Below are 23,772 nucleotides of genomic sequence, written 5' to 3' on the forward strand. Positions count from 1 at the left end.
GTCTAAGGTGCGCCGCTCGGGCGACCGGCCTCTTTCGTCAGATTCTCGCGAACCTCGTCCTCGTCCTGCTCTCGTGAGGCCATGGCCGTATCGTCATCGGCATTCACCTGTCCGGTGGCTGCCGACTCGGTGTCGGGGGGTGACGCTTCGCTGACTTCCGAGGCATGCTCTTGCGGGGCCTCGTCCTCGTCCAGCTGCCGCCGGGTCCAGTTGCGCAACCGCTCGGCCACCTCGCCGGCCAGGGGCTGGAGCTTCTCCCGGTAGTCATGGTCGTAGTCATCGAGGCCGTCACGGATGCCGTAATGGTCCGCGGCAAAGAGGCGCCGCAGGGCGCGCTTGCGCAGGCCGCTACTGACCCCGGAGGCGAGATAGGCCTTGATGTCGCTGCCGGGGGGGAGGGCCTCCGGGTCGGGCAGGGTGTGATCAAGGCTGCCGGGGGCAGGCGAACCGGACGGAGCGGTATCTCGTTCGGTATGATCGGATTCCAGCGGCTCGCGGTCTGGCGCATCGTCCTCCCGTGCCTCGGCCCCCCTCGGTGGCAGTGGAGTCTCCGATGACGCTAGCTCGCCTCGCTTCAGGCGGGACCATCTCTCGAACCGGCTCATGCCTCGATCTCCCGGGCACGCCCGGCCCCCTTGCGCTTCTTCTTGCGCCCCTCCGCAGGGGCCTCGCCATGATGGGCGAGGTAGGCCTCGATCCAGGCCTGTATCGCCAGCGGCATGTCGGCTTCCAGCACCCGATGCTCGCCATCGAGCCAGCCGGCGGCCACATCCTGGCTGGCGGAAATGGCCGTGGGGGTGGGTCTGGCACCGGCCTCACCGGCCTGCACGAACAGGCGAGGGGTGGCGCTGGTCAAGTTGAAACGGTAGGCGGCCCGCTCTGTCATGTAGAGTTGCAGGTTCAGGGTAAGAGGCCCGGCGTGTCCGGGCGAGAGGTCGATGATCCCCCAGCGGGTCGTGGTGAAGCCCTTGATGGCGAGCGACTCGCCGGCGACATCGAAACTGAGGGAGCGAGAGCTGCTGATTGAGGACATGGGATGTATTGCTCCAGCCTTGTCTCTAGGTAGTAAAGACAGTAGGCAGAGACAATGCCATCATCGTCAATCAACGTTCTGTCGAGGAGCCGTGGATGCACGACATCAGCCTGAGCCGGGCACGCCTGCCTGCCACCCTGGAGATCGAGGTGCTCGACGAGTTCGGCGAGGCCAAGCAGCAGGCCATCGCCGCGGAACGGGCCCTGACCATCTACCTGAACAAGCGGGAGATCGTTACCCTGATGACCCTGGGCGCCGACCCCGAGGCCCTGGTGGTCGGCTACCTGCGCAACCAGGGGCTGCTGGCCGACCGGCGGGACCTCCAGGTGGTGCACGTGGACTGGGAGGTGGAGGCGGCCGCGGTGGTCACCCGCCACCTGCCGGAGGACCTTGAGGAGCGGCTGGGCCAGCGCACCGTGACCACCGGCTGCGGCCAGGGGACGGTCTTCGGCCGGCTGCTCGAGGCGACCTCGCTGCGCCCGTTGCCAGCCACCGTGCTGCGCCAGTCGGTGCTCTACCAGCTGCTCGACAACCTCGGCGCCTACAACGAGACCTACCGCAGTGCCGGTGCCGTGCACGGCTGCGCGCTGTGCCGGCAGGAGGCGGTGCTGGACTTCGTCGAGGACGTGGGGCGGCACAATGCCGTGGACACCCTGGCCGGCCGCCAGTGGCTGCTGGCATCGGAGAGTGCCGATGCCGACATCTTCTACACCACCGGCCGGCTGACCTCGGAGATGGTGCTCAAGGTGGCGCAGATGGGAATCGGGGTGCTGGTGTCGCGGTCGGGCGTGACCCAGAAGGGGGTGGAGCTGGCCGAGCGCTTCGGCGTGCTGCTGATCGCCCGCGCCAAGGGGCGCCACTTCCAGGCGATCCATGGCATGGGCCGGCTCGAGCTCGATGCCGTCCCCGCCCGGCGCCCCGGGGATCGGGTACGGGCCTGAGCCTCAGGCGCTGCCCTCGCCCCGCGTGCAGACCGACAGCACCACGGCATCGGCGTCGCTCACGGAGACCAGGGCATGGCCCATGGCGCTGTCGAAGTAGATGCTGTCGCCGCTGACCAGCGCCAGCGGCTCGTAGTACTCGGTGTAGAGCAGGATCTCGCCGTCGAGCACCATCAGGAACTCCTCGCCGTCGTGGCGCACCCATTCACTGAACTCGTCGAATGCGCGAGCCCGAACGATGGTCTTGAAGGGAATCATGCGCTTCTGCGCGAGCTCGCAGCTGAGCAGCTCGTGCTCGTAGGTCGGGGTGGGGTGGCGCTGACCCTCGCCCCGGCGAGTAAGGTCGCGTCGTCCCATGGTGCGGGGCTGGACCCTGGGTGGCGAGAGCAACTGGGGCAAGTCGATGCCCAGGCCATTGATCAGCTTCTGCACCGCCGTGAAAGTGGGAGAAATCTGATCGTTCTCGATCTTGGAGAGGGTGGAGCGAGCCAGGCCGGTACGCTGGCTGACGTCCTCCAGGGTCCAGTGGTGCGCCAGGCGGATCTCCTTGAGGCGCTCGCCGAGGCGCAGCGGTTCGACGAAGGGCTTGCGGCCGGCGGCGATGCGCAGGGCGGCGTCCTGATCGGTGGTGGCGGTCATGCGCTGTTCACTATCGGAAACGAGGTTTCCCCAAGCCTACCACAGTCGCTGCTTGCGGCCCCACGCCCGCGACCCCGTCATGCCAGAGGGCGACGGCGATCGACGGGAAAGCAAGGACGAAGGTGAGTTTCCCGGCTGTTTCCCGGGACAGGGAAACAGCCGGGTCAATCGCCGAAAGGCAGCCCGAGCAGGGCCTTGAGGTGCGCCTCCGCACAACGGCCCAGGGAGTCCAGGTCATAGCCGCCTTCCAGTACCGATACCAGCCGGCCATCCGAGTAGAGTGCAGCGATCTCCAGCGCCATGTGGGTGATCCAGTGATAGTCCTCGTCCTCCAGGCAGAGCTCCGCCATGGGGTCCTCACGGTGAGCGTCGAACCCCGTCGAGAGCAGCACGATCTCCGGCTTGAAGGCATGCAGGGCAGGGAGCCAGTCGTCCTCGATCGCCTGGCGGAAGGCGGCGCTGTCGGTCCCGGCGGGCAACGGCGTGTTGACCACGTTCTGCCACTCGCTGCGCAGGTAGCGCCAGGGGTAGAAGGGGAACTGGAAGCTGGTGCAGACCAGCACCTCGGGGTCACCCTTGAAGATGTCGATGGTGCCGTTGCACTGGTGCACGTCGAAATCGAGGATGGCGATCCTGCGAGCCCCGTACTTGGCCCTGGCATGGGCCGCACCCACCGCCACGTTGTTATAGAAGCAGAAGCCCATGGCATCGGTGGCCTCGGCATGGTGTCCCGGGGGGCGCACCGCGCAGAAGACATTGTCGGCCTGGTGGCGAAACACCTGGTCGACGCCTCGCACCACCGCCCCTGCGGCCACCCTTGCCGCCTTGAGGCTGTCCGGGTTCATCATGGTGTCACTGTCGAGCGTGACGATGCCATGTTCCGGCACACACTTGTCCAGGGCCCGCAGGTGGCGAAGGGGGTGTACCCGGGCGAGCTGTTCCTCGGTCGCTTCCCGGGCTTCGGACTGCATGGTCTGCTGCAGCACGCCAGACAGCATCAGCCTCGCCCGAATGGCATCGAGCCGCAGCGGGCTCTCGGGATGTTCGGGGCCCATATGGTGCAAGTGGCAGTCGGGGTGAGTAATGTAGGCGGTAATCATGCACTGGCTCCGAAGTGACTGAGGTCACCTTAATCGTGACGCCCGCTTGCAGGACAGTGTCAATAAGTCTTACACAATGAAGGGCCACCTACCTTCAGGGAGGATTCCGCTTGAGTACCCGCTTCCTGCGACACTTCTTCGAGCCCGCGTCCATCGCGGTGATCGGGGCATCCGAGAAGCCCCACTCCATGGGCGGGCTGGTGATTCGAAACCTCCGGGAAGGCGGCTTTGCCGGCAGCATCTGGGCAGTCAATCCCAAGGGCTACGACGCGGTCTTCTCGATGCCCTGTGTCAGTCGGGTATCGCAGCTGCCCGAGGTGCCGGACCTGGCGGTGATCTGTTCACCGGTGGAGACGGTACCGGGCCTGATCGAAAGGCTCGGGCGCTTCGGCGTCAAGGCGGCGCTGGTGCTGTCGGGCGGTGCCCATCTCGACGATGAGCATGGCGACAAGGGCTCGATTCGCAGTCGCATGCTCGGCGCCGCCAGGAAATCGGGCATCCGCGTTCTCGGGCCCGAATGCATGGGGCTGATCGTCCCGGGACGCAAGCTCAACGCCTCCTATGCCAGCCAGCCGGTGAAGGCCGGTCGCGTGGCCTATCTCGGCCAGTCGGGCATGCTCGGTAATGCCATGATCGACTGGGCCGCCGGCCGCGGCATCGGCTTCTCACACCTGCTCACGGTGGGGGATAGCGTCGACGTCCTGCTGCCCGATCTGATGGACTACATCAACCAGTTCTCGCCTGCCCAGGCGATCCTGCTCCACCTCGAGCGCATCATGGATTCTCAGCACTTCATGACCGCGCTGCGCGATGCCTCGCGCAATCGCCTGGTGCTGGCCATCAAGAGCGGCCGTACCGCGGAGTCCGACATTTCCGGCCTGCCACCGACGCCAGGTGTCGCGAATCGTGACCAGATCTTCGATGCGGCCTTCGCGCGGGCGGGGGTCGTGAGAGTCGATGATTCCGACGAACTGTTCGATGCCCTGGAGACGCTCTCGCGCATGAAACCCCTCAAAGGGGATCGCCTGGCCATCGTGTCCAATGGCCTGGGGCCGGCGATGCTGGCCATCGACAAGCTGATCAACGCCGGGGGCAAGCTGGCACGCTTCAGCGAGGAGACCCGAGAGGCCCTGCGCCGCGGCTCCTTCGACATGAGCAAGCCCGGCGAGAACCCGGTGGATCTGGGCGGCAATGCCACCCCGGAGCGACTCGTCGAGGCCCTGGAGATCGTGGCGGCCGATCCCGGGGCGGATGCCGTGCTGGTCGTCCATGCCCCGACCCGCCAGGCCCCCTCGAAGGCCACCGCCCAGGCAATCATCGCCGCACGCAAGCGCTTCCGTCGCAACCTGCTGACCAGCTGGATGGGGCTGGAGGAGGCACTGTCGGCGCGCCACGAGTGCAATCTGGCCGGCATTCCCACCTACATCTCCCCGGAGAAGGCGGTGAAGGCCTTCATGCACATGGTCGACTATCAGCGGGTGCAGGCGCTGCTCCAGGAGATTCCCCCGAGCCTGCCCTTCGCCACCACCCCGGAGATCCGGCGGCGCTGCCGGTCGCTGATCGAGGAGGCCCGCGAGGCGGGACGCGAGTGCCTGTCGCACTCCGAGACCTCCCGGGTGCTGGAAGCCTACGGGCTCCCGGTGGCGACGAGCCGCTATCCGCAGACTCCCGATGAGGCCGCCGAGGCAGCCACCGCCTTCGAGGGCCCCATGGCCCTCAAGGTGGTCCACGAGGGCAACTGCCGCCCCTTCCGCTATCGCCAGCACCCGCACAAGATCTCCGCCGGCCTGGTCCAGGACCTGGCGAGTCCTGAGCAGGTCGCCGAGGCCGTGGGTCGCCTGCACGACAAGGTGAAGGAGAAGTTTCCGGACTTCGCGATCCGCGAGTACTGCCTGCAGGCCATGCAGCGCGGCAAGCACTCGATGCAGCTGTGCGCCGGCATCACCCGGGATCCGATCTTCGGCCCAGTGATCGTGTTCGGCATCGGCGGCTACAAGGTCAATATCCTGGCTGACCGCCAGGTGGCGCTGCCCCCGCTCAACATGAGCCTGGCCGCGGACGTGGTGGGGCGCACCCATGCGGCCCGACTGATCCGCGAACACTCCAGCCATCCCGAGCGTGACCTGGAGCGGCTCTGCGAGCTGCTGGTCAAGCTGTCACAGATGGCCAGCGACCTGCCTCAGCTGCGCGGCCTGGAGCTCAACCCGCTGCTGCTCAACCGCGATGGCGTGGTGGCGGTGGACTTCGCCATGGACCTCGGCCCCCCCGCGCGCTTCGCGATCATGCCCTATCCCGAGGAGCTGCGGGAGTGGGTGACGCTCAAGAACGGCTGGCAGGTCGAGGTTCGCCCGATCCGGGCCGAGGATGCGCCGCTGATCACCCGTTTCCACGAGCAGCTCTCCGAGGAGAGCATTCGCTTTCGCTATTTCCACAACAAGGCCGACCTGACCCAGCGCGACCTGTCGAATCTCTCGCACATCAATTACGACCGGCAGATGGCCTTCATCGCCGAGCACCTTCGCGATGACGGCAGCAAGGAGATGCTCGGGGTGGTCCGCGTCTGGAACGACCCGGACAATATCCGCACCGAGTTCTCTGTCATCATCCGTGACGACCTTCAAGGGCTGGGCATCGGTAGCCTGCTGATGAAGAAGATGATCAGCTATTGCAGGAGCGTGGGCACCCTGGAGATGATCGGCAAGATCATGGTCGACAACCACCCGATGCGGGCGCTGATGAAGCACCTGGGTTTCAAGCAGCGCTACAACATGGAGGAGCAGGTGGTGGATGCAGTACTGCGGCTCAACGAGCCGGAAAGCGACTGGCAGAGGCACCGCCTCGAGAGCCTGCCGGACTGAGCCGGGCGCCGGGAAGGACGACGGTCCCCGCCGAGTGGGGGGACCGTGCAATCGGGATAATGGGCGGCGGCTCAGGGCGCCAGGCGGAAGCGGTGCCAGCTGCCGTCTCGCCGCTCGTAGCGGATGCGGTCGTGGAGTCGGCTCGGCTGGCCCTGCCAGAACTCGAGCATGTCGGGGATCACCCGGTAGCCACCCCAGTGGATGGGACGGGGAATCTCCTGCCCCTCGTAGGCGCGCTCGAAGCGGAGTTCGCGCTCCGCGAGCCAGGTGCGATCCGGGATCACCACGCTCTGGGTGGCCACCCAGGCGCCCAGCTGGCTGCCACGAGGGCGCGAGGCGAAGTAGGCATCCGACTCCTCTGGGGCGACCTGCTCCACACGCCCCTCGACCCGTACCTGGCGGGAGAGCGCGGGCCACCAGAAGACCAGGGCCGCGTGGGGCACGTTGGTCAGTTCACTGCCCTTGTGGCTGTGGTAGTTGGTGTAGAAGACCAGCCCCTGGTCGTCGATGCCCTTGAGCAGCACGATGCGGGCATGGGGGCGGCCCTGGCTGTCGGCGGTGGCCAGGGTCATGGCATTGCCGTCGTCCCCCTCGGCCTCCAGCGCCAGAGTCAGCCACTCGTCGAACAGCACCATGGGCTCATCGGGGGTAGCGGACTCGTCGAGCTGGCCGCCTTCATAGTCGCGCCGTATATCGGCAATCTTGCGTGTCATGACCTTCTCCTCGGATTTTGTGCCATGGTCGCCGCTCGCCGGGTCGAGCTCAATACCCCGTGCGAGCCGGGCGGTAGATATTTTCGGCTAAGCTTATGGTGCCCACCCCAGCTGCACCATCGCCATGTAGGCGCCGGTGCCACCGATGATCGACAGCAGAGCGTTGCGCTGCCACAGGTGCAGGCCGACCACCGCCAGCGAGGCGAGGATCATCGGCCAGCCATCGGCCGCGGCATTGAGGTGGCCGTCGACCAACGGACGGAAGTCACGCAGGGCGTAGAGCACCAGGATCATCATCACCGCCGGTGGCAGATAACGCCCCAGGTGCAGGATCAGCGGGTGCTCCGCCTGGCGCGCCAGCGCCACGAAGGGCAGCACCCGAGTGGCGAAGGTCGCCACGGCACAGACCATGATGAAACCCAGCAGGTCAAGGTTGTTCATGCTGAGCCTCCAGGCTGTCGGTCCTGCCGACGGCGGTAGTCGGCCAGCAGCACCAGGCTCGCCGTCCCGATGGCCCCCAGCAGCAGATGGCGCTCCGGTAGCAGCAGCATGGCCCCGAGACCGGTGGCCAGGGCGATGGTGAAGGGCAGCCACTGGCGCAGTCGCCGGGCCTGCTCCAGGGTCAGGACGATGAACAACGCCGTCAGGGCGAACTCGATGCCGCGGCTGTCGAATGTCAGGGTCGTGCCGATCAGCACCCCCGCCATCGAGCCCAGCACCCACCAGAGCTGATTGAGCAGGCTGACGCGAAAGGCCTGGGCATGGTCCAGGCCGGCATCACCGGCGTGAGTGGTCAGCAGCGAATAGGTCTCGTCGGTAAGCGCGAAGACCAGGTACGGCTTGCGCCAGCCGGCATCCTGGAAGCGGCGCAGCAGGGACAGGCCATAGAAGAGATGGCGGGAGTTCAGCATCAGGGTGGCCACCGCCACCTCCACCAGGCCCGCCCCGGCGGCGAGCAGCGCGACGGCCAGGAACTGCCCGGCCCCGGCATAGATGAGCAGCGACATCAGCATCGCCCCCCAGGCCGGGACGCCCACCTCGATGGCGAGGATGCCAAAGGCCGCCCCCAGCGGCAGGTAGCCGAACATGACCGGCAGGGTGGTGACACCGGCTTCCTGCCAGGCGTGACGCTTGAGCACCGTGGACCTCCCTGTCCCCCTGGGCGATAACGGTGACACTCCGCTAGCCGGCCCGCTGCTGCCGGCTGCGGAAACGGGCGTAGGCCGTGCAGCCGACAAACAGGGCCAGGGCGACCAGGGCCTCGGCACTGCCGCGGAGCCCCTGGCCGGGAAGCGTGGCCACCATCACTCCCTGGGTGAAGTAGAGCAGGCTGACGAAGGCCAGCCAGGCGTGGCCGCGAGGACGACGCGTGAGGATCGAGGGCAGGAACAGTGCGAGCGGCAGCACGAAGGCCAGCAGGGGCACCAGGGGATTGCCGTCGGTGGTGACGATCACGCCACGATAGACCATCAGCACCAGCAGTAGGCCGTAGCTGCCCAGCACCAGCCGGCGCGACCCATCAGTCAGTCGATCGAGTCCCTTGCGGGTTTCCAGTCCTTCCAGCCACTGTCTCATGAGGCCTCCCGGCGCGAGGCCGCGAGGGCCAGGGCCAGCCGGGCCACCCGCTTGCCCTGGGCGAAGGCCAGGTGGCGCTCATGTTCGTCCAGTGGGCGGTCGCTGCGCTTGCCGGCGAGGTGACTCGCCCCGTAAGGCGTGCCGCCGGCGGTGGTCTCCATCAGCTCGATCTCGCTGTAGGGCAGGCCGGCATAGACCATGCCGTGGTGCAGCAGCGGCAGCAGCATCGAGACCAGGGTGGTCTCCTGGCCACCATGGAGGCTCGAGGTCGAGGTGAAGGCGGTGGCCGGCTTGTCGACCAGGGCACCGCCGAGCCATAGCTCGCTGGTGCCGTCGATGAAGTACTTGAGGGGGGCGGCCATGTTGCCGAAGCGGGTCGGGCTGCCGATGGCCAGGCCGGCGCAGTGGCGCAGGTCATCGAGGCTGGCATAGACGGCGCCTGCGTCGGGAATCTCGGGGTCGACGGCCTCGCAGGTGGCCGAGACCGGTGGCACGGTCCGCAGGCGGGCCTCGATGCCCGGGCAGGACTCGACGCCAGCGGCGAGGCGCTCGGCCATGGCGCGGGTGGCGCCGTGGCGAGAGTAGAACAGGATCAGCACATAGGGGCGGTGTTCGGTCATGGGGGTTCCTGGGGGACGGAAGAGACAGGGTCGCACGAGGACGGGATCAGTCGAGAAGGGTGCAGACCGCCTCGGGTGGACGGCCGATGATCGCCCGTCGCCCATCGTCGGCGATGGGCCGCTGCAGGATGCGCGGGTAGGTGACGATGGCATCGATCACCTGGCGGGAATCGTCGGCATCGGCCCCCAGTTGCTTCCACTCGGTCTCGTTACACCGCACCAGCGCCGAGAGATGCCCTTCCAGGCGTCGGATCAGGGCCTGGAGCTCATCGCCATCCAGTGGTTCGTCAAGGTAGCGGCGGATAGTCACCTCGGCACCGGCCTCCTCGAGCAGGGCCAGGGCCTGGCGTGACTTGGAACAGCGCGGGTTGTGGTAGAGAGTGATGCTGGCCATGGAAGCTCCTCGGACCCGAGATAGGTGGCGGTCATTGTATCAGCGGGGTACGGCAGGACCACCCCGGCGTCACTCCGCCGTTCCCTCGTCGCCCTCGGTCGGCAGCCGCCGGTAGACCCAGGCCTTCCGCCCATCGACAAGCGTCTGGCGCACCCGTTCGTAGCGGATGCCGAGGCGCTCGTAGCGATCGAGCCGCGCGAGTTCCTCGGCCTCGACGCGCAGCAGCAGCCCCTCGACCCGTGCGCCGGGGGACGGCGACAGGTCGAGCCCCGTGCGCTCGAAGCCCGTCAGCACGGCGGGCTCGGGGTCGCCGACACGCCCGTAGACCAGCCAGCGGACCGGCGCGTGAGTGAGGGTGCCATAGACGAAGACCCGATGGGCCCCCTCCTGGACGGGGGGCAGGTGGTCGGGGCGGTCGTAGGTCCAGGGACTGAGCAGGGACAGCCACAGCCAGCCGGCCAGGGCCAACGGCCCGACGAGGGCCAGGGCCCCCAGCCACTTGAGGGATCGCATGGGGCATCCTTGTCATGGGGCAGAGAGTCATCCTGCCATGATCGGGCCGGCGACTTAAGCCGCCGGAGCGGCTCTGCTAGGATGGCATTTCCCCATGACGTCCAGGAGGTGCCCAATGAGCCAAGCGAATCGCGACGACGTGGACTTCCGGGCACTGATGGAGGATGTGCGTCCCCTGCGCAGCGCCACCAACCGCGCCGATCCCGGGCGAGCACGCCGCGCGCCCAGCGAGGCCCAGCTGGCCAGGCGCGAGAGTGCCGCGGCCGAGACGGCGGGCCGCGACTTTCTCTCCGACGACTTCGTCGACCTGGTGCCGCCCTTCGACCCCTTGTCCTTCCAGCGGGACGGCATCCAGCAGGCGGTGGTCGACCGCCTGCGCCACGGCGGCTACCCGGTGCAGGCCAGCCTGAACCTGCTGCGTCGGCCCCTGGAGGAGTGCCGGCGCCTGCTGCCGCCCTTCATCCGCGAGGCCTACGCCCACGACCTGCGCTCGGTATTGATCGTCCACGGCAGGGGGCGCGAGATCGACAGCCCGCCCAATGTGCTGCGTTCCTACCTGGCGAAGTGGCTCGGCGCCTTCGACGAGGTGCAGGCCTATGTCTCGGCGGGCCAGGCAGACGGCGGCCTGGGCGCGACCTGGGTGATGCTGCGCAAGAGCGAGCGGGCAAGATCGGCGAACCGGGAGCGACAGCAGAAGCGACGCGGCTGAGGCGCGCGGGAAAACGACGCTGCCGACCCGAGGGCCGGCAGCGTGCCCTGCATAGGCAAGGGGCGTCAGGCCAGGGCGGGTTGCGCGCGCCGCTGCGCGAGTTCGCGCAGGCGACGACGGAACAGTGGTTCGGGGTTGTCGGTGCCCGGCTGGTAGCCGCGACTGAAGGTATCCAGGGCGCGGAGGGCATCCTCGACGACCTGGTCCTCGCGCAGCGAGAAGGCATCGAAGCCGCAGCGGGACATGTAGAACAGCTGGTCGATCAGCACATCACCCAGGGCGCGGATCTGGCCCCGATAGCCGTGCCGCTCGCGCAGCAGCCGGGCGAGGCTGTAGCCCCGGCCATCGGTGAACTTCGGGAAGTCGATGCCGATCAGCGGGGCCGCCATCAGCTCTTCGGCGAGCGCCGGCGTGAGCTCGGTGTCGCTGGGCAGCAAGGGGGCCAGGTCGTCGCGACGGCCTGCGGCCTGCCATACCTCCAGGTGAACCAGGGCGCGACCCTGCGCCGGGGCAGTCTCCTCGTCGTGGCGAGCCCAGTTATCCTCGACAAGGCGGCGATTGACGATCAGCGGGCGGGTGACGGTCTGCTCAGGCATAGACACGCTCCTTGAAGGGTTTGAGGCCGATGCGGCGATAGGTATCGAGGAAGGTCTCGTCGGGCTGGCGGCTGCCGACATAGACCTGCAGCAGCTTGTCGATCACCTCCGGCACGTCCTCGCGGAAGAACGAGGGCCCCAGTATCTTGCCCAGGGAGGTGCCATTGCCCTGGCTGCCGCCCAGCGAGATCTGGTAATACTCCTCGCCCTTCTTGTCGACGCCGAGGATGCCGATATGGCCGACATGGTGATGGCCGCAGGCATTCATGCAGCCGGAGATATTGAGTTCCAGCGGCCCCAGGTCGTAGAGGAAGTCTAGGTCCTCGAAGCGTTCCTGGATGGCGTGGGCGACCGGGATCGACTTGGCATTGGCCAGGCCGCAGTAGTCGCCACCGGGGCAGCAGATCAGGTCGGCCAGGGTGCCCACGGTGGGGTTGGCCATGCCCAGGGCCTCCAGCCGCTGCCAGAGCGCCTCGAGGCGATCCACCGGCACGTCGGTAAGCACCAGGTTCTGCTCGTGGGTGACCCGGAGCTCGCCGTGGCCGAACTCGTCGGCCAGGTCGGCGATGGCCGCCATCTGCTCCGAGGTGACGTCCCCGGGGGAGTGCTCGCGACGCTTGAGTGACAGGGTCACGGCCTTGTAGCCGGCCACCTTGTGGTCGGTGACGTTGTTGGTGACGAACCGCGCGAAGGCACGGTTCTCGCCGCGCAGCCGCTCGAAGGCCGCGATGGCCTCGGCCGGCACCTCACGGCGCGGCGGCTCGACGAAGTGCGCCGCCACGGCCTCGACGGCGCCGGTGGTCAGGGTCTGGGGACCATCCTTGAGGTGGGCCCACTCCTCCTCCACGCGGCGACGGAACTCGTCGACCCCCAGCGCCTTGACCAGGATCTTGATGCGCGCCTTGAACTTGTTGTCACGCCGGCCGAACTGGTTGTAGACCCGGACCAGGGCTTCCAGGTAGGTCAGCAGGTGCTGCCAGGGCAAGTCCTCGCGGACCACCTCGCCGATCATCGGCGTACGGCCCAGGCCCCCGCCGGCCAGCACCCTGACGCGCACCTCGCCGTCGCGATCACGCCACAGGCGCAAGCCCACGTCGTGGACCTGGATGGCGGCGCGATCCTCGACGGCGCCGGTCACGGCGATCTTGAACTTGCGCGGCAGGTAGGCGAACTCGGGGTGGAAGGTCGACCACTGGCGAATCAGCTCGCACCAGGGGCGTGGATCGACCTCCTCGTCGGCGGCCACGCCGGAGAACTGGTCGGTGGTGGTATTGCGGATATCGTTGCCGCTGGTCTGGATGGCGTGCATCTGCACGCTGGCGAGCTCGGCGAGGATATCCGGCACATCCTCGAGCTTCGGCCAGTTCAGCTGCAGGTTGGTGCGGGTGGTGAAGTGGCCATAGCCGCGGTCATAGCGGGCGGCGATCTCGCCCAGCTTGCGCAGCTGATAGGACGCCAGCATGCCGTAGGGAATGGCGATGCGCAGCATGGGGGCATAGCGCTGGATATAGAGGCCATTCTGCACGCGCAGCGGCAGGAACTCCTCCTCGCTGATCCGCCCCGCGAGATAGCGGCGCATCTGGTCGCGGAACTGGGCGACGCGTTCATCGACCAGCGTCTGATCGTGGGTGTCGTAACGATACATTCAGCGCATTCCTGATGCTGGGAAGTGGCGGACAATGACGCTACCTTACCGCCTGAGTTTTATTCTAGAAAAGAATAAATGTTTATAGTTTATATGCAAAATGGAATGACGACGGTCTCAGATGACCAGCGCCTGCCAGCGCCGCCGCTGCCAGATCAGCACGAACCCGGCCGAGTTCAGGCAGCGGTAGCCCAGTTGCACCCACCAGATGCCGACCAGCCCCTGGTCGAGCACGACCCCTACCCACCAGGCCAGCGGCAGGAAGACCAGCCACTGCAGGGTTAGGGTGGTCGCCATCACGGTGCGGTGGGCGCCGGCACCGAGCAGGGCCTGGGCGAACACCAGCGCCGCGGCATCCAGCACGATCATCAGCGCGGTGAGCTGCAGCGGCACCCGGCCCATGGCGATAAGGTCCGGGTCGCGGAGAAAGAGCGCGAGCACTGCCTCGGGGAACAGCACCATCGGCACGGCCAGCACCGCCAGGCAGAGCCAGGCCAGCCGCACCACGTCCCAGCCCCAGCGGTGGGCCTCGCCATGGGCCTGGCGGCCCAGGGCCTGGCCGACCAGGCTCATCGCCGCCATCCCCAGCCCGACGCCGGGCAGGATCAGCAACAGCGAGAGGTTGACCAGCACATGGCCCACCGCAACGCTGGCGGTGCCGATCTGGCCCAGGATCCAGAACAGCACGGCATAGCCGGCGGCGAACCACAGCTGCTGGAAGGAGTGGGGCGTGGCCAGGCGCAGGGTGGTGACCAGGGTAGGGCGCCGGGGCAGGCCGGCGAGGAAGCCGCTGGCGGTGGCGTGGCGAAGGCTCAGCCCGGCCCAGACGGCGAGCCCGGCAAAGAGCGATAGTGTCGTGCCGGCCCCGGCCCCGGCCGCGCCCATGGCCGGCAGACCGAGATGTCCGAAGATCAGCCCGACGCTCGCCACCACGTTGATGGCATGCATCACCAGGATGATGCGCAGATAGATGCCGGTCTGCTGGATGCCGTTCCAGTAGCCTCGGAAGCAGAAGATCATTGCCACCGGGATCAGCGAGACGACACGCCAGCGGAAGTAACCCACCGCCTCGGCAGTGACCGCCGGGTCCTGGTTGATCAGCCCCAGCAGGCGCGGCGCCTGCCACAGGCAGAGCAGGGTCAGGGGCAAGGCTGCCGCCAGCGCGATCACCAGGCCGGCGTTGAGCGCCATCGCGCGCCGCTCCCACTCCTGCTCGCCGTGGCGACGCGCCGTCTGGGCCTGGACGCCGGAGGAGAGCCCGAAGACCACGGCGGTGATCAGGAACATGGCATAGCCGCCGATGCCCACGCCGGCCAGCGGCACCTCGCCGAGCGATCCCACCAGGGCCGCGTCGATCAGGTTGAGCAGGCTCTGGGTGAGCATGCCGGCGATGATCGGCAGGGCGAGGCGCAGGATCGTCTGGCGGCGGGTGGGCTCGGGCAGCATCCGTCTTCCGGGCAGGTGAGGGCAGGCGGCCCGCCGCGGCGGGCCCGAAGGGTCAGGCCGGGTCGTAGGAGAGCACCGGCGCGAGCCAGCGCTCGAGTTCCTCGATGGCCATGCCCTTGCGCTCGGCCAGCGCCTCGACCTGGTCCCGAGTGATCTTGCCGGTGGAGAAGTACTTCGAGCGCGGGTGAGAGAAGTACCAGCCGGCCACCGCGGCGGCGGGCCACATGGCGAAGTTCTCGGTGAGATCGAGCCCGGCGTTGTCGGTAGCCTGGAGCAGGCGGAACAGGGTCGCCTTCTCGGTGTGGTCGGGGCAGGCCGGGTAGCCCGGTGCCGGGCGGATGCCCTGATACTTCTCGGCGATCAGGGCATCGTTGTCCAGCGTCTCGTTCGGCACATAGCCCCAGAACTCCTTGCGGACCCGTTCGTGGAGGCGCTCGGCGAAGGCCTCGGCCAGCCGGTCGGTGAGTGACTGGACCAGGATGGCGTTGTAGTCGTCGCCGGCGGCCTTGTACTGCTCGGCGAGGGCCTCCACGCCATGCCCGGTGGTGACGGCGAAGCCGCCGATCCAGTCGGGCTTGCCGCTCTCCCTGGGCGCGATGAAGTCGGCCAGGCTGTGGCAGACACCGTCGCGGTTCTTGGTGGTCTGCTGGCGGATGTGATGCAGCCGCTCGATCACCGCGTGGCGCGACTCGTCGGCATAGACCTCGATGACGTCGTCATCGACGCTGTTGGCCGGCCACAGGCCGATCACGCCGCGGGCCTGGATGCGTTTCTCGTCGATCAGCTTGCGCAGCATCGCCTGGGCATCGGCGAACAGGCTGCGAGCGGCCTCGCCGACCTTCGCATCGTCGAGGATCTTCGGGTACTTGCCGGCCAGCTGCCAGCTCATGAAGAAGGGTGTCCAGTCGATGCGCTCGACCAGCTCCTCGATGTCATAGTCGTCGAATACCTTGAGGCCGGTGATCGCCGGCCGCGGCGGCGTGTAGCCGTCCCAGTCCATGGCCGGCTTGCGCTGGCGGGCCTCGGCGTAGGAGAGGTCGGCGGCCTTGGGGCGACGCTTGGCATTGCGTTCGCGCACCGTCTCGTACTCGGCACGGATCTCGTCGATGTAGGCTGGCTTCAGGGCGGGGGAGAGCAACTTGCCGGCCACGCCGACGGCGCGCGAGGCATCGGTGACGTAGATCACCGGATGCTCATAGCCTGGCTCGATCTTCACCGCGGTGTGGGCCTTGGAGGTGGTGGCGCCACCGATCAGCAGCGGCAGATCGAAGCCCTGGCGCTGCATCTCCCTGGCCACGTGGACCATCTCGTCCAGCGACGGAGTGATCAGTCCGGAGAGGCCAATGATGTCGGCGTTCTCGTCACGGGCCGTCTGCAGGATCTTCTCGGCGGGCACCATCACGCCGAGGTCGATGACCTCGTAGTTGTTGCACTGGAGGACCACGCCGACAATGTTCTTGCCGATGTCGTGGACGTCGCCCTTGACCGTGGCCATGACGATCTTGCCCTTGGCCTGGGTGTCGGCACTCTTCTCGGCCTCGATGTAGGGGATCAGGTAGGCCACCGCCTGCTTCATGACACGGGCCGACTTGACCACCTGGGGCAGGAACATCTTGCCGGCGCCGAACAGGTCGCCGACCACGTTCATGCCGTCCATCAGCGGCCCCTCGATCACCTCGATGGGCCGGTCGGCCCGCTGCCGGGCGAGCTCGGTGTCTTCCTCGATGTAGGCGGTGATCCCCTTGACCAGGGAGTGGGCGATGCGCTTCTCGACCTCCCAGGAGCGCCACTCCAGGTCCTCCTTCTTGGCCGGGCCGCTGCCATCGCCCTTGTACTTGTCGGCCAGGTCCAGCAGCCGTTCGGTGCTGTCGCTGCGGCGATTGAGTACCACGTCCTCCACGGCCTCGCGCAGCTCCGCCGGCAGGTCGTCGTAGACGGCGAGCTGGCCGGCGTTGACGATGCCCATGGTCAGGCCCGCGCGGATCGCATGGTAGAGGAACACCGAGTGGATCGCCTCGCGCACCGGGTTGTTGCCGCGGAAGGAGAACGACACGTTTGAGACCCCGCCGGACACCAGGGCGTGGGGCAGGTGCTCGCGGATCCAGCGGGTGGCCTCGATGAAGTCCACGGCATAGTTGTCGTGTTCCTCGATGCCGGTGGCGATGGCGAAGATGTTGGGGTCGAAGATGATGTCTTCCGGCGGGAAGTCGAGCTCGTCGACCAGGATCCGGTAGGCGCGCTGGCAGATCTCGGTCTTGCGGGCGAAGGTGTCGGCCTGGCCGGCCTCGTCGAAGGCCATCACCACGACGGCGGCCCCGAAGCGACGACAGGCCGTGGCCTGCTCGCGGAAGGCGTCCTCGCCCTCCTTCATCGAGATGGAGTTGACCACCGCCTTGCCCTGCACGCACTTGAGTCCCGCCTCGATGATCGCCCACTTCGAGGAGTCGATCATGATCGGCACCCGGGCGATGTCCGGCTCGCCGGCGATCAGGTTGAGGAAGCGCACCATGGCCTCCTCGGACTCGAGCATCCCCTCGTCCATGTTGATGTCGATGACCTGGGCGCCGTTCTCTACCTGCTCCAGGGCCACTTCCAGCGCGGTGGTGTAGTCCTCCTCGACGATCAGCCGCTTGAAGCGCGCCGAGCCGGTGACATTGGTGCGCTCGCCGACGTTGACGAACAGCGAGTCGGCCTCGATGTTGAAGGGCTCGAGCCCGGAGAGCCGGCAGGCGCGCGCCCGCTCGGGCACCCGACGCGGCGCCATCCCCTGGATGGCGTCGTGGATCGCCGCGATGTGCTCGGGGGTGGAACCGCAGCAGCCGCCGATGATGTTGACCAGGCCGCTCTCGGCGAACTCGGCGACGATCGCTGCCATCTCCTCCGGGGTCTGGTCGTACTCGCCGAACTCGTTGGGCAGGCCAGCGTTGGGGTGGGCCGAGACGAAGGTATCCGCCTTGGTGGCGAGCTCCTCGACATAGGGCCGCAGCTCCGCTGCCCCCAGGGCGCAGTTGAGCCCGATGGAGAGCGGGCGGGCATGGCGTACCGAGTTCCAGAACGCCTCGGTGGTCTGGCCTGAAAGGGTGCGTCCCGAGGCGTCGGTGATGGTCCCGGAGATCATCACCGGCAGCCGTTCGCCGAGCGCCTCGAACAGCTCCTCCAGGGCGTAGATCGCCGCCTTGGCATTGAGGGTGTCGAAGATGGTCTCGATCAGGATGAGGTCGGAGCCGCCCTCGATTAGCGCCTCGGCAGCCTCGTAGTAGTTCTCGCGCAGGGCGTCGAAGGTGACATTGCGCTTGGACGGATCATTCACGTCCGGCGACAGGGAGGCCGTGCGCGAGGTGGGGCCCAGCACGCCGGCCACGTAGCGCGGCACGCCGGTTTCCTCGGCCACGGCATCACAGACCGCACGGGCCAGGCGCGCCGACTCCCGGTTGAGCTCGGGCACCAGCGCTTCCATGCCGTAGTCGGACTGGGAGAGACGCGTGCTGTTGAAGGTGTTGGTCTCGACGATGTCGGCGCCGGCTTCCAGATACTGGCGGTGGATCCGCGTCACCAGGTCGGGGCAGGTCAGGGCCAGCAGGTCATTGTTGCCCTTGAGGTCGCTCGGCCAGTCGGTGAAACGCTCGCCACGAAACTCCTGCTCGGAAAGCCCGGCATTCTGCAGCATGGTCCCCATGCCCCCATCGAGCATCAGGATGCGTCGCGAAAGGCTATCATGGAGGGTGGCGGTCAGGGCTGTGGGAACGGCGGCCATGGGTCGAATCAATCTCCAGCGAAGGGACATCAGGGGGCGAGCCGGCAGCGGGGCGCCTGGGGCGTCTCGTCGAGGGGTTACGCTGCGGCAAGGGGCAGACCTGCCGGACTGCGGGACATCGGCAGACCGCCGGGAAAGGCGCTCATCTTAGCAAAAGCCTCGGCGCCGCGGCAGGGGGCAGGCAAAAACCCAGCAATTCAGTCGGGATTGTGTCGGCCGCGCGGGTCGCTTACCATTGAGGGCAACACACTTTCAGTACATGTCGCGACGCCACCTCGGCGCGGCATGACGCGATAGCGAGAGCACCATGAGCGACAGCATCCAGATTACCGACAGCGCCCAGGACTACCTTGCCGAACTGCTCGAGAAGCAGAACGTCGAGGGCATCGCGGTCCGCATCTTCATCACCCAGCCGGGAACCCCCTACGCCGAGACCTGCCTGGCCTACTGCCGACCAGGCGAGGAAGAGCTCAGCGACGAGCTGCTGGAACTCGAGAAGCTCCGTGTCTACCTGGACAAGAACAGCCTGCCCTTCCTCGAGGAGGCCGTGGTCGACTTCAACGCCGACCGCATGGGCGGGCAGCTGACCATCAAGGCGCCCAACGCCAAGATGCCCAAGGTCAATGCCGACAGCCCGCTCGAGGATCGCGTCAACTATATCCTCTACAGCGAGATCAACCCGGGACTGGCTTCCCACGGTGGCGAGATCAAGCTGGTCGAGCTGACCGAGGACCAGGTGGCCGTACTGGCCTTCGGTGGCGGCTGCCAGGGCTGCGCCGCGGTGGACCTCACCCTCAAGGACGGCGTGGAGAAGACCCTGCTGGAGCGCATCCCGGAGCTCGCCGGCATCCGCGACGTGACCGACCACACGGATACCACCAACGCCTACTACCGCTAGGCAAGCGACGACGGGCGATGCCCCGGGGAAGCCGCCAGGCTTCCCGCGCCTCACTCTGACTCCGCTTTCGAAGGCCCCGCACCCGCGGGGCCTTCGTCGTTCTGCCACACCTCCTCGCGGGGCCGGTCAGGCAGCGGTGCCTGCCAGAGGCAGCGATGGAGCTGGGTCTCCAGGTCGCGCAGGCGGCGCACCTGCTCCTCCAGCAGCTGCTTCTGTTCGTCGATGCGCGCCTGCATCAGGGCCTGCTCGTGCTGCAGCGTCCGGGTTCGCTCCTCGGCCTGGTGGCGTGACCACTCGGTCTCGCGGTGGCGCTTCTCCTCCTCGGCCAGGGCAGCGCGCGCCTCCTGCACCAGCTGCTGTGCCCGCTCCAGCCTCGCCTCGAGCTGCTGCAGCCGCTGGGCATGCCCCTTGTCGGCGGCCTGTCGCTCCTGGCGCGCCTCGTCGAGCAGCCCCATCAGGCGCGCCTCGCTACTCTCGTGACGCTTTTCCTCCCGCGCCAGGCGCTCCTGGTGACGCGCAGCCTGCTCGGTCAGGGCCTGCTGCTGTTCGCGAGCCTGCCGCTCGTTTTCCTGCTGCAGGCTCGCCAGCTGCGACTCGAGACGCGCCTGCCGGTTGGCGAGCTTCGCCTCGCGCTCCGCCAGGACATCGCGCTCGGACTCGCGGCGCGCCAGCTCGCCGCTCTGCTCCTCGAGGCGCTGCTCGGTGCGCGCCAGGTGGGCGGCCAGCGCCGACTCGCGTTGCTCGGCGTCCTCGGCTCGGCGCGCGGCCTCGCCGGCTTCCTCCCGCGCTGTCTCCACGCGGCCCTCTGCCTCCTGCCGGTAGTGGGCGAGGGCCTCATTGGCGGATGCCTGGGCCTTCTCCCAGAGCGCCTCGGCGAGTTCCTGGAGGGCCTCGGGCATGCCACGCGGTGGCGGCAGGTCGCGGTTCTCCTCTCGCCGCGTCCGCCACTCCCTCAGGTGCTCGCTGATGGTCGTGAAGCTGCCGGTCCCCAGCACCTCACGCACCTTGTGCACGCTGGGCGCCTCTCCCTTCTCCAGCAGGGCATCGATGGCCCGCTGGACATCCTCGTAACGCACGCCGCTGCGCGCCATGGCCATCTCCTCGTGGTTGTCTGCCGGGTCCGCCCCTTGGCTATCGAAGGCAGTGTACCCGTTGGCGGTGCGATATTGAAGATAATTACATATTACGTACTACGTAATTATATTTACGAAATGACAGATAAAATCAAGATTACGCGGCTTATCTTGATTTTATCGCCAGATAACCCGGATACTGACCAGCAAGGAGCAAGGAGCAAGGAGCAAGGAGCAAGGAGCAAGGAGCAAGGAGCAAGGAGCAAGGAGCAAGGAGCAAGGAGCAAGGGCCATGACGGTGGGGGCGCAAGAAGCGGATATGGATAGGGAAACCAGGCAGGCAGCGCCCGGTAAGGTGCTCAGCGTGACATCGACGGCACGCGAGCAACTGCGCGAAGCGGCGGGACAGCGGCAAGGCCTGCACATCACCGCCGGCAGCGATGCCGAGGCCGTGGCGCAGTGGCTCGACGAATATCGGGCCAGCCCCCGGACCCGGCGTGCCTATCGCCGCGAGGCGCAGCGCCTGCTGTTGTGGCTGGCGGAGCAGGGCAGGGGGCTCGATGCGCTGCGCCGGGAAGATCTGGACCGCTTCGAGGCCTTCCTGGCCGATCCGCGACCCGTCGAGCGCTGGATCGGGCCGGTGCGCCCGCGTCAGGACCCGCGCTGGCGTCCCTTCCGCGGGCCGCTGTCGCCCGCCAGCCGCCGTCAGAGCCTGGTGATCCTGCAGGGCATGTTCGCCTGGCTGGTGGAGGCAGGCTGGGTCCGCCACAATCCCTTCCGCCTGATGCGCGACAAGCGCCGCCGCCTGGACAACCGCCAGGGCGGCATCGAGCGCTACCTGGAGCGCCCCCTGTGGGACTGGCTATGGGACTGGCTGAACCGGCCGGGGGAGGAGGACGCCTCGCCCCGCCGGCGTTACGAGCTGACCCGGCGCCGTCTGGTCTTCGGCTTTGCCTACCTGCTGGCCCCGCGGATCAGCGAGATGAGTGCGGCGCGCATGAACGACTTCCAGCGCCGCGAGGGGCGATGGTGGTGGAGCGTGGTGGGGAAGGGCGGCAAGGTGGCGCGCATCCCGGTGCCGCCGGACATGATGGCGCTGCTGGCCGAGTGGCGCAGGACACTGGGCCTGTCGGCAGAACCGCCGCCGGATGACGCCTCATCCCTGCTGCGAACACTGGATGGCTCCCGGGGACTGGGCGACAACCGTCTCTATCGGCTGGTCCGTGATGGCTTCCGGGAGTCGGCGGAGGCGCTCGAACGGGAGGCGGGCGACACGGCGCAGGCCGAGGTGGGGCGGCTGCGTCGGGCGTCACCGCACTGGCTTCGCCACACGGCCCTGACCCACCAGGCGCAGGCCGGGGTGGAGCTACGCTATCTGGCCGCGACGGCACGCCACTCGCGTCTCGACACCACGGCGCGCTACCTGCACGCCGAGGATGAGGAGTGGCATCGCCAGCAGGCGTGTCATGGCCTGTGGGGCGAAGGGGCGAGGGCAGTGCTTGCCGATGATCGAGATGGCGGGCATGAGCCGTTATAATGGCGGAAGCCACTTCCAGGAGAGACCATGACTACCGAGACCACCGCCGAACAGGCCCAGCAGGAGCTTCTCGACGAGTTCGAGATGTTCGACAACTGGATGGATCGTTACCAGTACATCATCGACATGGGCAAGCAGTTGCCGGCCTTTCCCGATGAGTGGAAGGTCGATGAGCTGAAGATCCAGGGCTGCCAGTCCAATGTCTGGATGCACCACCGTCTCGAGGGCGAGACCCTGCACTTCGATGCGGTCTCAGATGCGGCCATCGTCTCCGGGCTGATCGCCGTACTGATGCGCATCTACAACGACCGTCGTCCGGCGGACATCCGCGCTACCAGCCCCCATTTCATGCGGGACCTGGGGCTCGACAAGCACCTCTCGCCGACCCGCAGCAACGGCCTGAACGCCATGCTGGAGCGGATCTACCGAGTGGCCGAGGCGGAAGCCGCCGCCTGATCAGCGGTTGCCTGGCTGCCGGTCATCCGTCCGGCAGCGGAACTGCTCGTCCAACTCCGGGTCTTCCCGACAGAGCCGCTCGCTGGGTCCGCCCGGGACCGGGTCGATGCCGCCCTCACAGCCCGGGTGGCAGCGAACGACCCGCCTCACCGCCATGATCCCGCCCCTGAGCGGGCCATGCACCTGCAGCGCCTCCACCGTATAGATCGAGCAGCTTGGCCAGTAGCGGCAGCGCGGCCCCAGCAGCGGGCTCAGCGTGAGCTGGTAGAGCCTCACCGCAGCGATCATCAGCCAGCCGAGTGCCTGCCCCAGTAGGCGCAGCAGGCGATGGACCCCGGCGGCCAGGCAGGACACGTCTCAACCCTTGCCGTAGAGGGTGTCGGGGTCGATCAGGGGGTCACTGGCGATGCGTGCCTCGTCGCCCTCCAGCGCCACGTAGAAGCAGCTGCGCCTGCCGCTGTGGCAGGCGGGCCCCGTCTGCGCCACCTGCAGCAGCAGGGTGTCACCGTCGCAGTCCAGCGCTGCGCTCTGCAGGTGCTGCTGCTGGCCGGAGCTCTCGCCCTTGCGCCAGAGCTTGCCCCGCGAGCGCGACCAGTAGCAGACGCGGCCGGTCCGCAGGGTCTCTTCCAGGGCCTCGCGGTTCATCCAGGCCATCATCAGCACCTCGCCGCTGTCGTGCTGCTGGGCGATGGCCGGGATCAGGCCGTCGACATTGAAGCGGATGGCGTCGAGGATTCCGGCCAGCGGGAAGCGGCTGTCGCCGGCGGCCCGCTCGAGGGTCTTGAAGGTGTCGCTCATGGAAACTCCGCAGGGGCGACAGGGCGCTCGGACGCCTGTCGGCAGGCGTCACACTGGCCCAGCAGCTCGATGGTCTGGCGCTGGACCTCGAAGCCCAGCTCCCTGGCGCGACGCGCGAGGTGGTCGTTGATCTCGTCCAGGTGCAGCTCCTCGACACGACCACAGAGGCGACAGATCAGCAGCTGGAAGCCGTGGGCGTGCTCGGGGCAGGGGCAGGCCACGTAGGCATTGAGTGACTCGATGCGATGCACCAGCCCCTGGTCGATGAGAAACTCCAGGGCGCGATAGACGGTAGGGGGCCGTGCCGCGGCGTGTTCCGCCGCCAGGCGGTCGAGCAGGTCATAGGCCTTCAGGCTGCCGGGGGCATCGGCGATCATCTCCAGCACCCGCCGACGGATCGGCGTGAAGCGAGCGCCGCGCTGCTGGCACTGCCGTTCGGCCTGTCGGATCATGTCGCGGGGATCGGTCATGGCA

General features: G+C 67.6%; 25 protein-coding genes. 6 read left to right on the forward strand and 19 right to left on the reverse strand.

The window, feature by feature from the left end; translation table 11 throughout:
* Nucleotides 1-2: 2 nt before the first annotated feature.
* Both QLQ83_RS12875 and QLQ83_RS12880 read right to left on the reverse strand, forming a co-directional pair.
* Nucleotides 3-605, reverse strand: a complete 603-nt coding sequence (locus tag QLQ83_RS12875) for a DUF3306 domain-containing protein (protein ID WP_282735920.1) — start codon at nucleotides 603-605, stop codon at nucleotides 3-5.
* On the reverse strand, nucleotides 602-1,033 hold the full coding sequence (locus QLQ83_RS12880; RefSeq protein WP_282735921.1) for a DUF3305 domain-containing protein: 432 nt from the start codon (nucleotides 1,031-1,033) through the stop codon (nucleotides 602-604). Before QLQ83_RS12880 ends, QLQ83_RS12875 begins: the two co-directional genes overlap by 4 nt.
* A 95-nt stretch (nucleotides 1,034-1,128) precedes the next feature.
* Between QLQ83_RS12880 and QLQ83_RS12885 the strand changes: the two genes are divergently transcribed.
* Nucleotides 1,129-1,974: a formate dehydrogenase accessory sulfurtransferase FdhD gene (locus QLQ83_RS12885; RefSeq protein WP_282735922.1), complete on the forward strand. Its 846-nt coding sequence runs from the start codon at nucleotides 1,129-1,131 to the stop codon at nucleotides 1,972-1,974.
* Between the two features lie 3 nt (nucleotides 1,975-1,977).
* On the opposite strand, the gene QLQ83_RS12890 is transcribed toward QLQ83_RS12885, so the two are convergent.
* On the reverse strand, nucleotides 1,978-2,613 hold the full coding sequence (locus QLQ83_RS12890) for a helix-turn-helix domain-containing protein (RefSeq protein WP_282735923.1): 636 nt from the start codon (nucleotides 2,611-2,613) through the stop codon (nucleotides 1,978-1,980).
* 164 nt (nucleotides 2,614-2,777) lie between these two features.
* Nucleotides 2,778-3,713 (reverse strand): histone deacetylase family protein, encoded by a 936-nt coding sequence (locus QLQ83_RS12895; RefSeq protein ID WP_282735924.1) that lies wholly within the window; start codon nucleotides 3,711-3,713, stop codon nucleotides 2,778-2,780.
* 110 nt (nucleotides 3,714-3,823) lie between these two features.
* Between QLQ83_RS12895 and QLQ83_RS12900 the strand changes: the two genes are divergently transcribed.
* Nucleotides 3,824-6,571 carry a bifunctional acetate--CoA ligase family protein/GNAT family N-acetyltransferase gene (locus tag QLQ83_RS12900; protein WP_282735925.1) on the forward strand — a complete coding sequence of 916 codons (2,748 nt, stop codon included), beginning with the start codon at nucleotides 3,824-3,826 and terminating at the stop codon, nucleotides 6,569-6,571.
* Between the two features lie 71 nt (nucleotides 6,572-6,642).
* On the opposite strand, the gene pdxH is transcribed toward QLQ83_RS12900, so the two are convergent.
* The 7 genes from pdxH to QLQ83_RS12935 form a co-directional block, all read right to left on the reverse strand.
* Nucleotides 6,643-7,284: a pyridoxamine 5'-phosphate oxidase gene (gene pdxH, locus QLQ83_RS12905; RefSeq protein ID WP_282735926.1), complete on the reverse strand. Its 642-nt coding sequence runs from the start codon at nucleotides 7,282-7,284 to the stop codon at nucleotides 6,643-6,645.
* A gap of 93 nt (nucleotides 7,285-7,377) precedes the next feature.
* Nucleotides 7,378-7,725, reverse strand: coding sequence for a branched-chain amino acid transporter permease (locus QLQ83_RS12910; protein ID WP_282735927.1), 348 nt, complete (start codon nucleotides 7,723-7,725; stop codon nucleotides 7,378-7,380).
* Complete coding sequence (locus QLQ83_RS12915) at nucleotides 7,722-8,423, reverse strand: AzlC family ABC transporter permease (protein WP_282735928.1); 702 nt, start codon at nucleotides 8,421-8,423, stop codon at nucleotides 7,722-7,724. Before QLQ83_RS12915 ends, QLQ83_RS12910 begins: the two co-directional genes overlap by 4 nt.
* 43 nt (nucleotides 8,424-8,466) lie before the next feature.
* On the reverse strand, nucleotides 8,467-8,859 hold the full coding sequence (locus tag QLQ83_RS12920) for a DUF2069 domain-containing protein (protein WP_282735929.1): 393 nt from the start codon (nucleotides 8,857-8,859) through the stop codon (nucleotides 8,467-8,469).
* The gene (gene wrbA / locus QLQ83_RS12925; protein ID WP_282735930.1) at nucleotides 8,856-9,479 is read right to left on the reverse strand and encodes an NAD(P)H:quinone oxidoreductase; all 624 of its coding nucleotides are present in this window, start codon (nucleotides 9,477-9,479) and stop codon (nucleotides 8,856-8,858) included. Before wrbA ends, QLQ83_RS12920 begins: the two co-directional genes overlap by 4 nt.
* A gap of 46 nt (nucleotides 9,480-9,525) precedes the next feature.
* A complete protein-coding gene (locus QLQ83_RS12930) occupies nucleotides 9,526-9,873 on the reverse strand; it encodes an arsenate reductase family protein (protein ID WP_282735931.1) in 348 nt (115 codons plus the stop codon).
* 69 nt (nucleotides 9,874-9,942) lie between these two features.
* A complete protein-coding gene (locus QLQ83_RS12935) occupies nucleotides 9,943-10,386 on the reverse strand; it encodes a gamma-glutamylcyclotransferase family protein (protein ID WP_282735932.1) in 444 nt (147 codons plus the stop codon).
* A 115-nt stretch (nucleotides 10,387-10,501) separates the two neighbouring features.
* Between QLQ83_RS12935 and smrA the strand changes: the two genes are divergently transcribed.
* Nucleotides 10,502-11,095, forward strand: coding sequence for a DNA endonuclease SmrA (gene smrA, locus QLQ83_RS12940; RefSeq protein WP_282735933.1), 594 nt, complete (start codon nucleotides 10,502-10,504; stop codon nucleotides 11,093-11,095).
* Between the two features lie 65 nt (nucleotides 11,096-11,160).
* Here the strand turns inward: smrA and QLQ83_RS12945 are convergent, their stop codons facing one another.
* The 4 genes from QLQ83_RS12945 to metH all read right to left on the reverse strand — a co-directional run bounded on the left by QLQ83_RS12945 (nucleotide 11,161) and on the right by metH (nucleotide 18,536).
* Nucleotides 11,161-11,691, reverse strand: coding sequence for a DUF934 domain-containing protein (locus QLQ83_RS12945; protein WP_282735934.1), 531 nt, complete (start codon nucleotides 11,689-11,691; stop codon nucleotides 11,161-11,163).
* Nucleotides 11,684-13,336 carry a nitrite/sulfite reductase gene (locus tag QLQ83_RS12950; RefSeq protein ID WP_282735935.1) on the reverse strand — a complete coding sequence of 551 codons (1,653 nt, stop codon included), beginning with the start codon at nucleotides 13,334-13,336 and terminating at the stop codon, nucleotides 11,684-11,686. The genes QLQ83_RS12945 and QLQ83_RS12950 overlap by 8 nt, the downstream gene beginning before the upstream one ends.
* Before the next feature lie 117 nt (nucleotides 13,337-13,453).
* Nucleotides 13,454-14,782 (reverse strand): MATE family efflux transporter, encoded by a 1,329-nt coding sequence (locus QLQ83_RS12955; protein ID WP_282735936.1) that lies wholly within the window; start codon nucleotides 14,780-14,782, stop codon nucleotides 13,454-13,456.
* A gap of 52 nt (nucleotides 14,783-14,834) precedes the next feature.
* Complete coding sequence (gene metH / locus QLQ83_RS12960) at nucleotides 14,835-18,536, reverse strand: methionine synthase (RefSeq protein WP_282735937.1); 3,702 nt, start codon at nucleotides 18,534-18,536, stop codon at nucleotides 14,835-14,837.
* A 307-nt stretch (nucleotides 18,537-18,843) separates the two neighbouring features.
* Between metH and nfuA the strand changes: the two genes are divergently transcribed.
* Entirely contained in the window at nucleotides 18,844-19,434 is a 591-nt protein-coding gene (gene nfuA / locus QLQ83_RS12965) for a Fe-S biogenesis protein NfuA (RefSeq protein WP_282735938.1), read from the forward strand.
* A 50-nt stretch (nucleotides 19,435-19,484) separates the two neighbouring features.
* Here the strand turns inward: nfuA and QLQ83_RS12970 are convergent, their stop codons facing one another.
* Complete coding sequence (locus tag QLQ83_RS12970; protein ID WP_282735939.1) at nucleotides 19,485-20,525, reverse strand: DNA-binding protein; 1,041 nt, start codon at nucleotides 20,523-20,525, stop codon at nucleotides 19,485-19,487.
* A 346-nt stretch (nucleotides 20,526-20,871) separates the two neighbouring features.
* Here QLQ83_RS12970 and QLQ83_RS12975 point away from each other — a divergent pair, with 346 nt between their 5' ends.
* Together QLQ83_RS12975 and QLQ83_RS12980 are read left to right on the forward strand one after the other, a co-directional pair.
* Nucleotides 20,872-22,044: a tyrosine-type recombinase/integrase gene (locus QLQ83_RS12975; RefSeq protein WP_282735940.1), complete on the forward strand. Its 1,173-nt coding sequence runs from the start codon at nucleotides 20,872-20,874 to the stop codon at nucleotides 22,042-22,044.
* Between the two features lie 27 nt (nucleotides 22,045-22,071).
* A complete protein-coding gene (locus tag QLQ83_RS12980; protein ID WP_282735941.1) occupies nucleotides 22,072-22,500 on the forward strand; it encodes a SufE family protein in 429 nt (142 codons plus the stop codon).
* Here the strand turns inward: QLQ83_RS12980 and yidD are convergent, their stop codons facing one another.
* The 3 genes from yidD to QLQ83_RS12995 all read right to left on the reverse strand — a co-directional run bounded on the left by yidD (nucleotide 22,501) and on the right by QLQ83_RS12995 (nucleotide 23,768).
* The gene (yidD, locus tag QLQ83_RS12985) at nucleotides 22,501-22,788 is read right to left on the reverse strand and encodes a membrane protein insertion efficiency factor YidD (RefSeq protein WP_282736159.1); all 288 of its coding nucleotides are present in this window, start codon (nucleotides 22,786-22,788) and stop codon (nucleotides 22,501-22,503) included.
* 69 nt (nucleotides 22,789-22,857) lie between these two features.
* Entirely contained in the window at nucleotides 22,858-23,298 is a 441-nt protein-coding gene (hisI, locus tag QLQ83_RS12990) for a phosphoribosyl-AMP cyclohydrolase (RefSeq protein ID WP_282735942.1), read from the reverse strand.
* Nucleotides 23,295-23,768 carry a transcriptional repressor gene (locus QLQ83_RS12995; protein WP_282735943.1) on the reverse strand — a complete coding sequence of 158 codons (474 nt, stop codon included), beginning with the start codon at nucleotides 23,766-23,768 and terminating at the stop codon, nucleotides 23,295-23,297. Before QLQ83_RS12995 ends, hisI begins: the two co-directional genes overlap by 4 nt.
* Between the last annotated feature and the right edge of the window lie 4 nt (nucleotides 23,769-23,772).

The organism is Halomonas rhizosphaerae, from assembly GCF_030010555.1.
Taxonomy (GTDB): domain Bacteria; phylum Pseudomonadota; class Gammaproteobacteria; order Pseudomonadales; family Halomonadaceae; genus Halomonas; species Halomonas rhizosphaerae.

Excerpts from the sequence above, each read along its gene's own strand:
- QLQ83_RS12995 (WP_282735943.1), bottom strand. The coding sequence starts at position 23,768 with ATGACCGATCCCCGCGACATGATCCGACAGGCCGAACGGCAGTGCCAG.
- QLQ83_RS12890 (WP_282735923.1), bottom strand. The coding sequence starts at position 2,613 with ATGACCGCCACCACCGATCAGGACGCCGCCCTGCGCATCGCCGCCGGC.
- hisI (WP_282735942.1), bottom strand. The coding sequence starts at position 23,298 with ATGAGCGACACCTTCAAGACCCTCGAGCGGGCCGCCGGCGACAGCCGC.
- QLQ83_RS12895 (WP_282735924.1), bottom strand. The coding sequence starts at position 3,713 with ATGATTACCGCCTACATTACTCACCCCGACTGCCACTTGCACCATATG.
- QLQ83_RS12930 (WP_282735931.1), bottom strand. The coding sequence starts at position 9,873 with ATGGCCAGCATCACTCTCTACCACAACCCGCGCTGTTCCAAGTCACGC.
- QLQ83_RS12920 (WP_282735929.1), bottom strand. The coding sequence starts at position 8,859 with ATGAGACAGTGGCTGGAAGGACTGGAAACCCGCAAGGGACTCGATCGA.
- QLQ83_RS12945 (WP_282735934.1), bottom strand. The coding sequence starts at position 11,691 with ATGCCTGAGCAGACCGTCACCCGCCCGCTGATCGTCAATCGCCGCCTT.
- wrbA (WP_282735930.1), bottom strand. The coding sequence starts at position 9,479 with ATGACCGAACACCGCCCCTATGTGCTGATCCTGTTCTACTCTCGCCAC.
- QLQ83_RS12980 (WP_282735941.1), top strand. The coding sequence starts at position 22,072 with ATGACTACCGAGACCACCGCCGAACAGGCCCAGCAGGAGCTTCTCGAC.
- QLQ83_RS12955 (WP_282735936.1), bottom strand. The coding sequence starts at position 14,782 with ATGCTGCCCGAGCCCACCCGCCGCCAGACGATCCTGCGCCTCGCCCTG.
- QLQ83_RS12950 (WP_282735935.1), bottom strand. The coding sequence starts at position 13,336 with ATGTATCGTTACGACACCCACGATCAGACGCTGGTCGATGAACGCGTC.
- QLQ83_RS12880 (WP_282735921.1), bottom strand. The coding sequence starts at position 1,033 with ATGTCCTCAATCAGCAGCTCTCGCTCCCTCAGTTTCGATGTCGCCGGC.
- pdxH (WP_282735926.1), bottom strand. The coding sequence starts at position 7,284 with ATGACACGCAAGATTGCCGATATACGGCGCGACTATGAAGGCGGCCAG.
- QLQ83_RS12935 (WP_282735932.1), bottom strand. The coding sequence starts at position 10,386 with ATGCGATCCCTCAAGTGGCTGGGGGCCCTGGCCCTCGTCGGGCCGTTG.
- QLQ83_RS12875 (WP_282735920.1), bottom strand. The coding sequence starts at position 605 with ATGAGCCGGTTCGAGAGATGGTCCCGCCTGAAGCGAGGCGAGCTAGCG.
- QLQ83_RS12970 (WP_282735939.1), bottom strand. The coding sequence starts at position 20,525 with ATGGCGCGCAGCGGCGTGCGTTACGAGGATGTCCAGCGGGCCATCGAT.
- metH (WP_282735937.1), bottom strand. The coding sequence starts at position 18,536 with ATGGCCGCCGTTCCCACAGCCCTGACCGCCACCCTCCATGATAGCCTT.
- smrA (WP_282735933.1), top strand. The coding sequence starts at position 10,502 with ATGAGCCAAGCGAATCGCGACGACGTGGACTTCCGGGCACTGATGGAG.
- QLQ83_RS12910 (WP_282735927.1), bottom strand. The coding sequence starts at position 7,725 with ATGAACAACCTTGACCTGCTGGGTTTCATCATGGTCTGTGCCGTGGCG.
- nfuA (WP_282735938.1), top strand. The coding sequence starts at position 18,844 with ATGAGCGACAGCATCCAGATTACCGACAGCGCCCAGGACTACCTTGCC.
- yidD (WP_282736159.1), bottom strand. The coding sequence starts at position 22,788 with ATGATCGCTGCGGTGAGGCTCTACCAGCTCACGCTGAGCCCGCTGCTG.
- QLQ83_RS12885 (WP_282735922.1), top strand. The coding sequence starts at position 1,129 with ATGCACGACATCAGCCTGAGCCGGGCACGCCTGCCTGCCACCCTGGAG.